Source organism: Nitrincola alkalisediminis (assembly GCF_009821115.1).
GTDB lineage: Bacteria > Pseudomonadota > Gammaproteobacteria > Pseudomonadales > Balneatricaceae > Nitrincola > Nitrincola alkalisediminis.
This window is the reverse complement of record NZ_VYTY01000007.1, coordinates 121,569-136,012: the sequence shown is the minus strand read 5'-3', so window position 1 is coordinate 136,012 and position 14,444 is coordinate 121,569. Positions and strand designations below refer to the sequence as shown.

At 47.5% G+C, this 14,444-nt stretch carries 20 protein-coding genes; 7 read left to right on the top strand and 13 right to left on the bottom strand.

Translation table 11 applies throughout. The annotated features are described in order from the left end of the window. Positions 1-47: 47 nt before the first annotated feature. Positions 48-920 (bottom strand): NAD(P)-dependent oxidoreductase, encoded by an 873-nt coding sequence (locus F5971_RS12270; protein ID WP_193495122.1) that lies wholly within the window; start codon positions 918-920, stop codon positions 48-50. 71 nt (positions 921-991) lie between these two features. Here F5971_RS12270 and F5971_RS12265 point away from each other — a divergent pair, with 71 nt between their 5' ends. After that, complete coding sequence (locus F5971_RS12265) at positions 992-1,516, top strand: TlpA family protein disulfide reductase (protein ID WP_193495119.1); 525 nt, start codon at positions 992-994, stop codon at positions 1,514-1,516. A 16-nt stretch (positions 1,517-1,532) separates the two neighbouring features. Here F5971_RS12265 and mtnN read toward each other — a convergent pair whose 3' ends face one another. Continuing rightward, entirely contained in the window at positions 1,533-2,324 is a 792-nt protein-coding gene (gene mtnN / locus F5971_RS12260; RefSeq protein ID WP_193364996.1) for a 5'-methylthioadenosine/S-adenosylhomocysteine nucleosidase, read from the bottom strand. Between the two features lie 94 nt (positions 2,325-2,418). Continuing rightward, complete coding sequence (locus F5971_RS12255) at positions 2,419-3,174, bottom strand: pseudouridine synthase (protein ID WP_193495118.1); 756 nt, start codon at positions 3,172-3,174, stop codon at positions 2,419-2,421. Positions 3,175-3,303: 129 nt separating this feature from the next. Between F5971_RS12255 and F5971_RS12250 the strand changes: the two genes are divergently transcribed. The 6 genes from F5971_RS12250 to F5971_RS12225 all read left to right on the top strand — a co-directional run bounded on the left by F5971_RS12250 (position 3,304) and on the right by F5971_RS12225 (position 6,139). After that, complete coding sequence (locus F5971_RS12250) at positions 3,304-3,984, top strand: Bax inhibitor-1/YccA family protein (RefSeq protein ID WP_036510210.1); 681 nt, start codon at positions 3,304-3,306, stop codon at positions 3,982-3,984. 80 nt (positions 3,985-4,064) lie between these two features. Beyond that, positions 4,065-4,463: a sulfurtransferase complex subunit TusD gene (gene tusD / locus F5971_RS12245; RefSeq protein ID WP_036510207.1), complete on the top strand. Its 399-nt coding sequence runs from the start codon at positions 4,065-4,067 to the stop codon at positions 4,461-4,463. Next, complete coding sequence (tusC, locus tag F5971_RS12240) at positions 4,460-4,825, top strand: sulfurtransferase complex subunit TusC (protein ID WP_193495117.1); 366 nt, start codon at positions 4,460-4,462, stop codon at positions 4,823-4,825. The genes tusD and tusC overlap by 4 nt, the downstream gene beginning before the upstream one ends. A gap of 21 nt (positions 4,826-4,846) precedes the next feature. Beyond that, positions 4,847-5,134: a sulfurtransferase complex subunit TusB gene (tusB, locus tag F5971_RS12235; RefSeq protein ID WP_193495116.1), complete on the top strand. Its 288-nt coding sequence runs from the start codon at positions 4,847-4,849 to the stop codon at positions 5,132-5,134. A 2-nt stretch (positions 5,135-5,136) separates the two neighbouring features. Next, complete coding sequence (locus tag F5971_RS12230; protein WP_036510200.1) at positions 5,137-5,460, top strand: TusE/DsrC/DsvC family sulfur relay protein; 324 nt, start codon at positions 5,137-5,139, stop codon at positions 5,458-5,460. Between the two features lie 115 nt (positions 5,461-5,575). After that, entirely contained in the window at positions 5,576-6,139 is a 564-nt protein-coding gene (locus F5971_RS12225) for a chemotaxis protein CheW (protein ID WP_036510197.1), read from the top strand. Positions 6,140-6,197: 58 nt separating this feature from the next. Here F5971_RS12225 and F5971_RS12220 read toward each other — a convergent pair whose 3' ends face one another. From F5971_RS12220 to fabD, 10 genes are all read right to left on the bottom strand, one after another. Continuing rightward, positions 6,198-6,977, bottom strand: a complete 780-nt coding sequence (locus F5971_RS12220; protein ID WP_036510195.1) for a TatD family hydrolase — start codon at positions 6,975-6,977, stop codon at positions 6,198-6,200. A gap of 25 nt (positions 6,978-7,002) precedes the next feature. Next, the gene (locus F5971_RS12215; protein ID WP_036510192.1) at positions 7,003-7,353 is read right to left on the bottom strand and encodes a PilZ domain-containing protein; all 351 of its coding nucleotides are present in this window, start codon (positions 7,351-7,353) and stop codon (positions 7,003-7,005) included. A gap of 22 nt (positions 7,354-7,375) precedes the next feature. Further along, the gene (locus F5971_RS12210; protein ID WP_036510189.1) at positions 7,376-8,371 is read right to left on the bottom strand and encodes a DNA polymerase III subunit delta'; all 996 of its coding nucleotides are present in this window, start codon (positions 8,369-8,371) and stop codon (positions 7,376-7,378) included. Next, a complete protein-coding gene (gene tmk / locus F5971_RS12205) occupies positions 8,368-9,000 on the bottom strand; it encodes a dTMP kinase (protein ID WP_036510186.1) in 633 nt (210 codons plus the stop codon). Before tmk ends, F5971_RS12210 begins: the two co-directional genes overlap by 4 nt. A 5-nt stretch (positions 9,001-9,005) precedes the next feature. Beyond that, positions 9,006-10,043 (bottom strand): endolytic transglycosylase MltG, encoded by a 1,038-nt coding sequence (gene mltG / locus F5971_RS12200; protein ID WP_193495115.1) that lies wholly within the window; start codon positions 10,041-10,043, stop codon positions 9,006-9,008. Further along, complete coding sequence (pabC, locus tag F5971_RS12195; protein ID WP_193495114.1) at positions 10,037-10,867, bottom strand: aminodeoxychorismate lyase; 831 nt, start codon at positions 10,865-10,867, stop codon at positions 10,037-10,039. The genes mltG and pabC overlap by 7 nt, the downstream gene beginning before the upstream one ends. Before the next feature lie 90 nt (positions 10,868-10,957). Next, positions 10,958-12,196, bottom strand: coding sequence for a beta-ketoacyl-ACP synthase II (gene fabF / locus F5971_RS12190; protein WP_036510180.1), 1,239 nt, complete (start codon positions 12,194-12,196; stop codon positions 10,958-10,960). Between the two features lie 95 nt (positions 12,197-12,291). Then, the gene (gene acpP / locus F5971_RS12185) at positions 12,292-12,525 is read right to left on the bottom strand and encodes an acyl carrier protein (RefSeq protein ID WP_010323864.1); all 234 of its coding nucleotides are present in this window, start codon (positions 12,523-12,525) and stop codon (positions 12,292-12,294) included. Positions 12,526-12,693: 168 nt separating this feature from the next. Continuing rightward, a complete protein-coding gene (fabG, locus tag F5971_RS12180) occupies positions 12,694-13,437 on the bottom strand; it encodes a 3-oxoacyl-ACP reductase FabG (RefSeq protein WP_193495113.1) in 744 nt (247 codons plus the stop codon). 18 nt (positions 13,438-13,455) lie between these two features. Then, the gene (fabD, locus tag F5971_RS12175) at positions 13,456-14,391 is read right to left on the bottom strand and encodes an ACP S-malonyltransferase (protein WP_036510170.1); all 936 of its coding nucleotides are present in this window, start codon (positions 14,389-14,391) and stop codon (positions 13,456-13,458) included. Between the last annotated feature and the right edge of the window lie 53 nt (positions 14,392-14,444).

Here is a 14,444-nt window from a genome sequence, read left to right as displayed (position 1 = left end):
TGGAATCGTTTAGGGTCTAGCGCCCTTTCGAACGGAATTATAGAGAATTACGACGAACGCTCAAGCCTTTTTAGCAGGCTCGAGGTATCCCATCGACCTCCTCCCATGTTCTGTACATCCGCGTAAAACTGATCAACTAAGGCGGTAACGGGCAATTGAGCACCATTGCGACGCGCTTCAGTTAAGGTTATATCCAAGTCTTTACGCATCCAATCCACGGCAAAACCAAAATCAAACTCGTTGTTTAGCATGGTTTTATGGCGGTTTACCATTTGCCACGAACCGGCTGCACCGTGCTGTATAACCTCAAACACTTTCTCAGCGTCTAGACCCGATTGCTTGGCAAAATGAACAGCCTCAGCAAGCCCTTGCACTAAGCCCGCAATGCAAATTTGGTTGACCATTTTCGCAAGCTGGCCTGCACCCGCCTCTCCCATTAATTTCTGAGAGCGAGCATAAGCATCCAGTACGCCTGAAACCTGGTCGTAATCATGCGAGTCCCCACCCACCATAATACTGAGCACGCCCTGCTCCGCCCCTGCTTGACCTCCAGATACTGGCGCATCTAGACACCCCAAGAATTTGCTTTTTGCAACGGCGTACAACTCTTTGGCCACCTCTGCAGACGCCGTCGTGTGGTCAACCAGAATTGCACCCGCACGCATGGTCGACATTACGCCCTGTTCACCCAAGGTAACGGCACGCAAATCGTCGTCATTACCGACACAGGTCATCACAACATCAGCGCCTTCGGCGGCCAGCGCCGGGGTGGTGGCATATCTCCCCGAGTATTCACTCGCCCAAGCCTGAGCCTTAGACTCTGTACGGTTATACACACAAACGTCATGTCCAGCCTTAGCCAGATGACCCGCCATAGGATACCCCATTGTACCGAGTCCGATAAATGCTACTTTTGCCATGCTACTCTCTCATTTTTGTCGTACGAAAGATCCAATCTCTCTTTGGCAAACTACAATACAAGAATTAAGATATGAATCCAAACTCACAAGAGGCTCTCGTGTTGAAATCATCTGTTTTATCTTTACCCTTAATCCTTGCGCTTATCATCTTCATCAGCGGTTTTTCCACCACCCTCTCGGCAGATGGAATGACGCATCACTTTACTCAGGTAGAAGGCAGCTCGGCCGCTTTAGATGATTATAAAGGCAAGGTGCTGTTGGTCAATTTTTGGGCAACCTGGTGTCCCCCTTGTATCCACGAAATGCCTGCGTTTAACCGACTTCAACAGACGTTTACAGACGAACCCTTTCAAATTATTGCGATTAATGCCGGTGAAGCTCAAGAAACGGTTGTGGAGTTTTTAGAGGCATTTGAGACAGAACTCATCTTCCCAGTTTGGCTGGACCCAGAATGGAAAGGATTTGGGGAGTTTGGCTTGCGCGGCTTACCAACGACGCTTCTGTTTGACAAGGATGGGAATCTAATTGAGCGGGTCGTGGGAGAGAAGGAATGGGATCAACCTGACGTTTATGAACCCATTCGTTCCTTATTCTAAACGAAAAGCCCTTCGCTTACTGATCGATAGGGTTTGTTTGTTGGTGATGACGCGCCACGACCTCAGCGACAATGGCATCCACCATTTTTGCTGAATGCGTGGCTGCCGTTTCTAAAAACTCCTTAAAGGAGACATTCGACTCTTTTCCAGCAATATCGGATAGCGCGCGAATAACAATAAAGGGGACATCAAAACGATGGCACGTTTGCGCAATTGCGGCGGCTTCCATCTCTACGGCTTTAATATCTGGAAATAGGGTCCGCGTTGCTTCCACTTTTTCTGGTTGATTCATAAAGCTGTCGCCTGTCGCAATCAAACCATGAACAGTTGCAACACCTTCTATCTGATTAATACAGAACTCAGCAATATCAGACAATAAAGGATCCGGTATAAATGCAGGTGGCATGCCCGGCAATTGCCCAGGGCGATAGCCAAAGATGGTTAGATCGGCATCGTGATGCAAGACTTCTTTCGAGATAACAAGATCACCCACCTTTAATGAGGGGTCAAAGCCACCTGCAGACCCCGTATTGATCACACAATCCGGCTTGAAATCATGCAAAAGGACAGCTGTACCTATGGCGGCATTCACTTTGCCAATACCGGACTTAAGAAGAATCACATCCACGCCGTGCATGTGTCCTTGATGAAACTCATACCCAGCAACTGAAAAAGACTGACAGTCTGCTAGGGTATTTTTCAGAAGTTCGATCTCCTGATCCATGGCACCAATCAATGCAATACGCAAGGGGGCGTTATTTGAAAATCGCTGTAATAGAGGGCTAAAATCGGTCGGCTGATTGGTCATGTAAACGTTATTTTAAATTAATTAGAAGTGTTGATAATGCTACCATGAGGGACAAAATTCGCAATCAATAACGCTCTGGATTGCAAAAAAACCCTTAAACTTCGAACAACTGAATGTTTTGCCAGCCTAACCTGTCAAATACGGAGAGCGTTTGGGCATCCAGAGGTGCTTTAAAGTGAAGAGATGCCTGAGTGACCGGATGCTGGCAATGCAACTCTGTTGCCATTAACAATAAGCGATGGCAGTCAAAATGCTCTCGAAATAAACGATTATGACGCCCTTCTCCGTGGTTCGTATCACCAACCAATGGATGCAAGATATGCTTCATGTGGCGACGAATTTGATGTTTCCGGCCTGTTTCCGGCTGAACCCTGACTAAAGAGTAACGCGCGACCGGATAACGCCCTACAGGAATAGGCAATTCAACCCGAGCAAGCGTCTTGTAATGAGTGATGGCTGGTTTAGGGGCTTTATCTGGATCGGCGAGTGGATCCGCAAACTTGTCATATATTGGCTTAAGTGCGTAGTCGATTGTTCCTTCATCGTCGGTCCAACCTCGCACAACGCACAGATAGGTTTTTTTGACAGACCCTTCAGCAAACTGCGCATTTAGCGATTTAACGGCGTCTTTATCACGCGCAAACAGGATCACACCTGAGGTGGCTCGATCTAAACGATGCACCGTATGCACGACTTGATCAGGGTAGCGCTCTTTCAAAAGCCCGACCAAGGTAGGCTCATCAGGGTGTGAAATCCAACTCGGATGCACGAGCAAACCTGAGGGTTTATTGACAAGAGTGATCCATTGATCTTCATAGAGCAGATCAAGCGTATAGGTGGATGTTAGCATGAAAAAAAACGACTCCCGACAGAAGAATTTGTGAATTTATTGCATTATAGTCGGTCAAAGACTTGAACTTACGGGAAGATACCCTGATTATTCAACGTTGGACAGACTTGAACAAAAATGAGGACCACTATGGATAAAGTACAAAATGTAGGTTACCGCTCGGAAGAGTCGGTTCTACGCACCAATAAAGTGATACGCCAGACATACATGCTGTTGGCCATGACCATGGTTTTCAGTGCTGTGACGGCGCTAATATCAACCATTATCAATCCACCTTTCTTATTCTACATCGGCAGTGTATTGGTAAGCTTTGGCCTACTCTTTGTTCTGAATCGCAAGCAAAACTCTGCTGCAGCTCTGCCTTTGGTATTTGCATTTACAGGACTTTTAGGGTTTGGCTTAGGGCCTCTGCTCAATCACTATTTAGCAATGCAAGGCGGCGGACAAATCGTCGTAACAGCGTTGGGCATGACCGGTCTGACATTCGTCGGTTTATCCGCTTACGTTATGACCAGCAAGCGCGACTTTAGCTTCATGGGTGGCTTTTTAGCCACGGGTGCTATCGTTATGCTGATCGCAATGGTTGCGTTGCTTGTTCTGCCATTATTTGGCATTCACATGCCTGCCCTGCACTTGGCGTTTTCTGCCTTGGTCGTGTTGCTGATGGCCGGTTTTATTCTGTATGACACCAGCAATATCATCAACGGACACTATCAAAACTACATTATGGCAACGGTCAGTCTGTACCTAAGCATTTACAACCTATTCGTGCACTTATTGCACCTCGTAGGCGTACTTAGCAACGACTAATATCCGTGTCATCAAAGCCCCGTTATCCTAAACTGATAACGGGGCTTTTTTGTTGAATTTAATGAATCAGAGTAATCAACGTGATCTTTACTGTCGTCGTGCATGCATCGCCTTGCCAAAATGCAGCTCCGGAAAGCGCCCTCCGATTCTGCAAAGCCTTATTAAGCGCTGGCCACACGCTACACCGGGTCTTCTTTTATCGAGACGGTGTCTTTAATGGCAATCAACTGATTAGCTCACCTCCAGATGAGCTCAACACGATGCGTGCGTGGCAAGCTCTCGCCGAAGAACACTCTATTGACTTGGTTATTTGCATTGCGGCGGCTATTCGTCGTGGAGTTTTGGACAGCACAGAAGCCAAGCGTTACGAACAGAATCAAACAAATTTAGCCGAAAAATTTAACCTATCGGGACTCGGTCAATTGGTTGAAGCCTGCATCCTATCGGATCGTGTGATTACGTTTGGAGGACAAGGATGAACGCACCCAAGAATATTCTATTAATGAGCCGACGCGCGCCCTATGGCTCCTCCGCAGCCCGTGATCTTTTAGACATCGCGCTCACCTGCTCCGTATTTGAACAGTCGGTTGCACTTTTACTGCTAGACGACGGTGTTCTGCAGCTTTTAACAAACCAAGACCCGCAGGTGATACAGCAGAAAAACCTAAACAGCCTGCAATCCTCACTTTCTTTATACGATATCGAGCAGATCTATGTAGATGCCGATGCGTTAACACATCATGGCATCCGCCATTCTGAACTGCACCTTCCCGTCACATTGCTTAATAAAGTCGAGATTTCTCAACTGATAGCGAATAGTGACGTTGTATTAACCGTTTGAATTAAGTTGGACGCTCTATTTATGACCTCGCTACATACACTTAATCAAGCACCTTCAAATGCCAGCCTTATGCAGAGCTGCCTGAGCAGCCTTCAGCCTGATGATACCCTGCTGCTAATCGAGGATGGCGTCTACTGGTTACTCGATACACACAGAGCTAAATTCCCCATAGCCCTAAACATCAAGGCACTGCGCCTTGATGCTCAAGCCCGTGGCCTACTGCCGCTAGTGCCTGAAGTGGATTTAATTGAAATGGATGAGTTCGTACACTTAAGTGTGACGCATGACAAAATTGTGAGCTGGTTTTGAAGATGACTTCCTCTATATCAGAATTACTGGACGACGAAGGCTACTTACGCAACCTATCCGACTGGTCGGAAGATATTGCGGAACACCTTGCACAGGAGAAACACATTCAATTAACACCCGAACATTGGGAAATTATTTACCTCTTGCGTCGATTTTACCAAAACTATGAACATTCACCGGCTATGAGGCCTTTGTGCAAAGCCGTTGCATTGGATTTAGGAGCCGAAAAAGGCAAAAGCCTACACCTGCTTAAACTTTTTCCAGGCAGTCCGGCCAAAGTGGCGGCTTGTTTGGCTGGGCTCCCAAAGCCGGATAATTGTCTTTAATCATCTATAGGCTTTTCAAGTAGATGACAGCTGTGGGATACTGCATCTATACTGTAATGACCTCAGGTTCACCAGGTTTTCCACTTACATGTGGGCCACTGACAGGAATAACAACATGAGTCTAGAAGCTGCTGCGGAGCAACTAAGAATGCTCCAAAACAACAATACGCATCAAAAAAAGCAAGAAGAAGCGGCGCGTCGCGCGAATGAAGACGATGTCGTTTATCATCAATGGGCTACGTTTCGGGTGAATAAGGAACTCTTCGGCATTGATGTTATGCAAGTGAAAGAGGTGTTACGTTTTGTCAATATCACCCCTGTACCCGGTGCCGACTACTCTGTGCTTGGTATTATTAACGTACGAGGCAACGTTGTAACCGTTATTGACACACGTCGCTTGTTTAATCTCCCCGACTCCACTCTGGACGATAACACGCGCATCATTATTGTTGAGCTCAATGACAAAGAAGTAATTGGGTTAGTGGTCGACAGCGTTGACGAGGTGATTAACCTGCCAGCCAATCGTGTTGATCGAGCACCCAACCTTAGCGGAGATGAGTCAACGCGCCGCTTTGTCCAAGGCGTTTGCTACCATAACAACATCTTGATTATTCTGTTGGATTTAACAAAAATGCTGCTCAGCATTACGCCAACAGCAGAAACCGAGCACATGTTCTGATCGCGACCTAACCACCTTGCTGCTGCAGGTATATCCTAAGCAGCAAGGTAAGGTACTGCTAGGCAGGAACTTTATTAAATAAACGGTAGAAGTTTTCTTGTGTTCTAGACGCCACTTCTTCAATGGTAATGCCCTTAATATCGGCAACACATTGAGCCACTTCAACGACGTAAGCCGGCTGGTTTTGTTTTCCTCTAAAAGGCACAGGTGCCAAATAAGGCGAATCCGTTTCGATCAGTATATGATCCAGAGGCACAGCCTTCACCACCTCTCTTAGCGCTTTAGCATTACGAAACGTGATAATGCCTGAAAAAGAAATCATATAGTTTAAATCGACAGCCGACATAGCCATGTCGAGTGACTCGGTAAAACAATGCAAAACACCCGCTGACTTGGAATTCCCCTGTGATGCAATCAGATCCAACGTATCTTCACGTGCATCTCGGGTATGGACAATAATAGGTAGGCCAAGCTCCCCGGCCACGCGTAAATGCCCAGAAAAACTCACTTTTTGAGCATCTATATGGTCACGGCTATAGTAATAGTCTAATCCAGACTCTCCTACAGCAACCACACGAGGGTTGGCCAATGCAGAACGTAGAGCGGCTTCATCAAAGGGCTGTTCATCGACATGTAAAGGATGCACGCCCGCTGACGCCCAAACACTCTCAAAAGGCGCTATTGCATCCATCATGGTTTGAAATTGAATTAAATCAATCGAAACGCAGAGCATTTTATTGACCTGCTTTGCTTGAGCGGCAGACACCAAATCGGACAAAGATGCTCCGAGTTTTTCAAGATTAATACGATCAAGATGACAGTGGGAGTCAATGAACATTAAAAGAGGCCGTCCTAAAAATCTATTAAAGCGTGTAGGTGCGGCGATTACTGTTTAACGCACCGGCGAGAATATTTTCGATTTTACGAACCAGCGCCGTATCTTCCCCTGACAACTGAATGCCTATTCCTGGCACTCGTCCACCTTGAGCGGCTTTTGGCGTGATCCATATGACCTTACCTGTCACTGGAATTTTATCAGGCTCATCCATCAGCGTGACCAAGACAAACACTTCATCACCGAGGCGATACGGTCGGGAAGTGGGAATAAAAAGACCACTGTTCACAACAAAAGGCATAAAAGATTTATATAAATCTTCTTTTGTCTCTATTGTCAGTGACAAGATCCCGTGGCTTATTCTCGGCACAATTGACATCTTTACAAAAACCCTCGAAGTGTTATCTGACCAACCCATTCCAGCGCATGAACAGGGTTTCGAGCAGAAGCTGGCGATTTGGGTTATGTCTTTCCATAAGACCAACCCGCTCGGCTTGCAACTGATCAATAAGTACAAACAATGCTGTTACATCGGCTTTTTTAGCGACAGCTGACAGCATCTTTTCCATGTCTGTATTGGTTATTTTAGCAGCTTCGGATGCTGTCTGCAGCCTTACAATGTCAACTAAAACACTATAAACCCAACCCGTAATCAATAAAAGGTCTTGTTTTTGCAACTTATCTGCTAATTCCAAGGGTGTAGCTCGTGCTTTTAAAATATCGATGAGTCCTTTCATTAAATCTGCGCGAAGACTGGTTAAACCCTCTTCTTGGTATTTAACGGCCAGCAAAGGTGCATCTTGAGCAATGGAAAGCAACTGAGCGGCCTTGTCGGACGACAAACCTAAACGCTCAACCAACCAGCTTACTGCATGTTCATGCTGGGGTGCTGGAAAGTCAATGCGCTGGCACCGACTCCTGATCGTCGGCATTAATTGGCCCGGCTGATGCGAGATAAGCATTATCAAGGTTCGCTGTCCGGGCTCCTCTAAGGATTTGAGTAAGGCGTTGGCCGCATTTACATTCATGCTTTCGGCTGGATCAACAATAACGACTCGATAGCCCCCTTGCTGGGCTGTACTGTGAAGAAAGTGGGTAAGATCACGCACTTGGTCAACTTTAATCGCTTTGCCTGACTCTTCAGGACACAAATGCACTAAATCAGGATGTGTCGAAGAGGATAACAGCTCACAGCTTTTACAGTGACCGCAGGCCACCCCATCTTCAGGGTGCAGACACAGCAAGGCTTGGGCCAAGCAACGAGCAAATGCGTGCTTTCCCATACCCTGATGCCCACACAGCAACAAGGCATGCGGTAAGCGCCCCTGATCCTGCTGTTCAATTAAACGCCGCCACAAATCGCTGGCCCAAGGAACGATTTCAACATGATCTGTCATTTCTGAACTCTGCTTAGCAAGGCCTGTCGGATTTGTGCTTGCACTGCCACTAGCGGGGGCTGAGCATCAATAATAATAAAGCGATCAGGCTCAAGCTGAGCACGCTTTAAGTAGCCCTCTCTGACACGCTCGAAGAAGGTACGCTGCTCAGACTCAAAGCGGTCCATCTCCCCCCTTGCTTGCGCTCGGGCCAAGCCGACCTCAACAGGCAAGTCGAGCAAGAAGGTTAAATCTGGCCGCACGTCACCCTGCACCAACTGCTCAAGCGAGGCAATCACATCCGTATTCATCCCCCGACCACCGCCTTGGTACGCATAGGTTGCATCGGTAAAGCGATCACAAAGCACCCATGTACCCTGACGTAAACTTGGCAATATACGCTCATGCAAATGCTGCGCCCTTGCTGCAAACATCAACATCAACTCCGCCAACTCATTGACATGCTCCGCCCTAGGCTGCAGTAACACGCTACGCAACTCTTCTGCAAGAGGGGTTCCACCCGGCTCACGCGTCACCATAACGGGGACTTGCAACTCATCCAAGAGCAATGCGTGGATGTACTGCAGATTGGTTGACTTACCAACCCCCTCCACGCCCTCAAGTGTAATGAATAATCCTTTTTGCGACATTACAACTATCCTCCAGGCGACGAGCGGTAATCACTGCGACGGTTACGCTGATAACGATTCACCGCATTGTTATGCTCACGAAGAGTGCGAGAAAAATGATGCGTGCCATCGCCTTTCGCAACAAAATACAGCTCATCACCATCTTCCGGATTCAAAGCCGCCGTAATCGCTTCTCGACCCACCATTGAGATAGGTGTCGGCGGCAAAGCTGGGATTGTATAGGTATTCCAAGGTGTTGGCCTTTGTAAATCGGCGCGTGTGATTCGCCCCTGATAAGCATCACCCATCCCATAGATCACAGTAGGGTCTGTTTGCAAACGCATTCCTAAATTCAAACGTCGCACAAACACACCGGCAATTCGAGGACGCTCACTTGGTACGCCGGTTTCTTTTTCAATGATCGATGCCATGATCAAAGCCTCATATGCAGAACGATAAGGCAAACCCTTCTCAGCCAACTCCCACTGCTGATCTAAAAAGCCATGAAGGGCTTGATAGGCGCGCCTTAGTAAATCGATATCACGACTGCCACGATTAAATTGATAGGTTTCTGCAAGGAACTGTCCTTCCGCTGCAACACCTTCTGGCGCCCCCAATAAAGCCATTACCTCAGCCTCTGACAACCCCTCCAGAGTTGAAACAAAGCGAGCATCAGCAGCGATAGCGGCAAGCAGCTGTTTAAACGTATGCCCCTCAACCAATGTGAAATAGTGGGCTACAACTTCACCTCTGTTCATTTTTTCCAGCACATCGCGCAATGACTGTCCTGGCTGTATTTCATACTCACCCGCTCGAATAGAGGTTATCTCAGGATGCAGACGAACATACACACGCATAAGCTCTAAATGCTCGATCCAGCCCCGCTCTTGCAATTGCTGCATCAACTGCATAAAGCTTGTACCACTTGGCACATTGAAGTATTCCTTCTCTGTTAAAGGCAAAGGCTGCAAGGCTTGCTTTTTAGATGCCTCTAACACCCAGTGCACTGCACCTGCGGCCAAAAGACCTAACAACACAATAACTAAAAAAAGTTTCTTTAACATACGCGGTAACTTGCCTCTAACAATGCTTGTAATTTACGTGTCACAGGTCCAATGACAAATGAATGGGGCGACAGTTCCACCAATGGCCAAATACCAATGAGACTGTTACAAAAAAAGACCTCATCTGAAGCAAGCAGATCATCCAGACGATATCGCCCCTCATGTAAAACAATACTTTCACGCTCAGCCAAGTGAAGTAAATGCTGGCGCATCACGCCCCAGACACCACAACGATCTAAGCTTGGGGTATGAAGCTCACCAGCCTTTACCATGAACAGATTACTCATGGTACCTTCAATAACATAATCATCGATATCACAGACAACGCCCTCTTGCAGGTCTGGTGTCTGCCATTCGGAACGCGCGAGAACCTGTTCTAATCGATTTAAGTGCTTCATCCCAGCCATGCTTGGCGAGAGACCTAAACGCTGCTGGCAAAGCATTGCCTTGATACCAACACGAGCAGGTTCATTGGGATAGGTTGTAGGCGGTAAGTATTGAAGAATTCGTGTGGGAACAATCGTATCCGGCATTCGATAGCCTCGTAGCCCCTCCCCGCAGGTAATCGTAATACGCAAGACTCCCGTCTGATTTGCTAAGAACTGACGAATATCCTGCTCTACTGCTTCTACCACGGATTGAATAGGGATACCAAGACGCTGGCAACTACTGACCATTCGCGCTCGGTGCAAAGACCACAACAGCGGGGTGCCATGCTCGATAGGCAAGGTTTCAAAAACGCCATGACCGTAACTTAAACCACGATCAGTTACGCTAATGTGCTCAGCCGGAACACCATTTACCCAACAAGATGATTGCATCATTTAAAATCGACTTAAAATAACGGCAGAACTGAACATTCAGACTGCCGCAAACAGATAACAGGAGCACGTCACTCTGATAGCGACGTGAACCTAGAGCTTTTTAAAGATTAACGTGCCGTTGGTTCCACCGAAACCAAACGAGTTGGACATCGCTGCCTCGATTTTACAGGGCTGCGCATGGTGAGCAACATAGTTTAAATCACAGCCTTCCGATGGGTTGTCCAGATTGATGGTCGGCGGTGCAACTTGATCACGGATCGCCAATACTGAGAATGCGGCCTCTACCGCGCCTGCAGCCCCCAATAAATGACCAATCATTGATTTAGTTGAGCTCATACGAACCTGGTGCGCGTAAGCACCTAGAACATGCTTAGCCGCATTCGATTCGGCTATATCACCTGCCGGAGTTGAGGTACCGTGTGCATTGATATAGTGAATGGCGTCCGAATTCAAACCAGCGTCTCGAATCGCATTGTTCATCGACATCGCTGCACCCGACCCATCCTCAGGAGGAGCAGTCATATGAAAGGCGTCATCGCTCATCCCGAAGCCTGCCAGCTCACAGTAAATGCGAGCACCACGTGCCTTGGCATGCTCGTATTCTTCAAGAACCAAAATACCGGCCCCCTCTCCTAATACAAACCCATCACGGTCCCTGTCCCAAGGACGGCTTGCCGCTTCTGGATTGTCATTACGAGTGGACAAGGCACGAGCCGCTGAAAAGCCCGCAACACCCAAGGGGGTTGTTGCCATCTCGGCACCACCAGCAAACATCACATCTGCATCACCATACTGAATCATACGCATGGCATGACCAATATTATGCGTCCCGGATGTACAAGCCGTTGTAATGGCGATATTAGGACCCTTAAGCCCAAATTTGATTGCCAAATTACCCGCGATCATATTAATGATACTGCCCGGCACAAAGAAAGGTGACACTCGTCGCGGACCCGATGCATTCAAGACATTATGTGTCTCTTCAATCATCGGCAGACCACCGATACCCGATCCAATAGCACAACCTATGCGTCCAGCATTTTCATCAGTTACTTCTAGACCTGAGTCTTCAAAGGCTTGAATGGCCGCAACCATGCCATATTGAATAAACAAATCCATTTTACGTGCTTCCTTCACGTTCATGTAAGGCGATAAGTCAAAATTCTTAACAGATGCGGAAAAGCGGGTATTAAAGGCTGAAGCATCAAAATGACTGATGTGCTGAGCACCACTTTTCCCGGCTAGAATATTGTCCCACGTATCCTTAACAGTGTTACCGACGGGGGTCAACAGACCTAGCCCGGTGACAACCACTCTTTTGCGAGACATGAGATCCTCCAGAAATTCCGGCTATTAATAGAAAAGCCGCACTATACAGCAAATATAGGTGCGGCTTTTCGGCTAAACCTTGCGGGATAGATTACTTACTGATGCGCGTTGATGTAATCGATCGCTAGCTGAACAGTGGTAATTTTTTCTGCTTCCTCATCAGGAATCTCAGTTTCAAACTCCTCTTCCAGTGCCATCACTAGCTCAACAGTATCGAGCGAGTCAGCGCCAAGGTCTTCGACGAAAGAAGCACTGTTCACGACTTCTTCTTCTTTTACACCCAGCTGCTCTGCGATGATTTTCTTAACGCGCTCTTCAATATTACTCATATCTCTTCCTATTTAACTTTATGACACCATCACATCCCAAGATGCGAGACGCAATTTTATTAGAACCGATAACACTCTAGCAAGCGTGTTGACGGATTTAGTTATTGCTGATCGACAATTATCAACATCTGTACACAAAAAACAATTCTTTAACGCGAATAATGTACATCAAGACATGTACATGCCACCATTGACATGAATCGTCTCACCTGTTACGTAACTTCCACCTTCACCCGCCAAAAAGCCGACAACAGAGGCTATTTCATTGGGCTGACCTAGTCGTGCCATAGGGATCTGTGCTTGCAGAGTGGCTTTATGCTCCTCTGCCAATCCCGACGTCATATCAGTATCTATGAAGCCAGGGGCTACACAGTTCACCGTAATATTGCGAGACCCTATCTCTCTAGCTAATGCTCGAGAGAAACCCTCTAAGCCTGCTTTGGCTGCCGCATAATTCGCCTGGCCTGCATTACCCATTGAACCCACGACTGAGCTGATGCTGATTATACGTCCCCAACGCGCTTTAGTCATGCCACGTAAGCAACCTTTTACTAGGCGATAACTAGAACTTAAGTTGGTGTTGATAACCGAATCCCACTCGTCGTTCTTCATACGCAACATGATATTATCACGAGTAATGCCCGCATTATTCACTAAAATCTCAATCACACCAAACTCATCGGATATGCTCTTCAAGACAGCCTCAACAGACTCAGGAGACGCAACATCCAATACAAGCCCTCGCCCACTATTCCCCAATGCTGCAAGGTAACCACTGATTGCAGCCGCACCCTGATCACTGGTCGCTGTTCCAACCACGATCGCACCTTGGGCTGCCAAATTTTCAGCAATTGCTTTACCTATTCCACGGGTTGCGCCAGTAACCAGCGCGACTTTACCTTCAATACTCATAAGACTTCCTGACAATCTTTATAAACTGAGTGCTTTTTCAAGACCCGCCACATCACAGATTGAAACTACTTCAAGTGACCGGTCAATTTTCTTGTTAAGACCACACAGCACTTTACCGGGACCGCACTCAACCAACGCAGTCACTCCCATCTCGGACATTCGCTGTACTGAAGCCGTCCACAATACAGGATTATACAGCTGCGACAACACATTCTTCTGCAAAATTACGAGATCGTCCGCTATATTGGCATCGACATTTTGCACGATTGGCAAACTGGGCGTAACAAAGTTTAGGCGCGCAAAAGAAGCGGCCAACTCATCAGCTGCAGGTTTCATCAGTTCACAGTGAGAAGGGACGCTGACAGGCAACTCAATTGCGCGCTTGGCACCCGCCTCTTTACAGGCGAGAATACCTCGCTCAACCGCTGCTTTCTCGCCCGCAATAACAACCTGACCTGGACAATTAAAATTCACGGGAGCAACAACTCCACCCTGCTTCGCAGCCTCCAGGCACGCCAATCTGACCGCCTCATCATCCAGCCCTAAAATGGCAGCCATCGCACCAGCACCCGGAGCAACGGCCTGCTGCATTAACTCGCCTCGACGACGAACTAAACGCACACCCTCTTCTAAGGTCAACGCTCCTGCACAAACTAGAGCAGAATACTCACCAAGACTATGCCCAGCCAACACAACTGGCTTCGCTTCACTTAACTGACCCCAAAGACGCCACAAAGCTACGCTGGCGGTTAATAACGCTGGCTGTGTATTTTCAGTCGCATTAAGCACTGACTCTTCACCGCTTTGTACCATAGCCCATAGATCAAAACCAAGCGCTTCCGATGACTGCTCAAAGGTTTCTTGGATAGATGGATAAAGAGCGGCCAACTCTGACAACATTCCAAGCTGTTGAGAACCCTGCCCTGGAAAAACAAAACCCAGCGTATTAGACATATATTCCTCTTATCACCCATCGCAGCCGACATTATACCGCCACAATTCGCCGA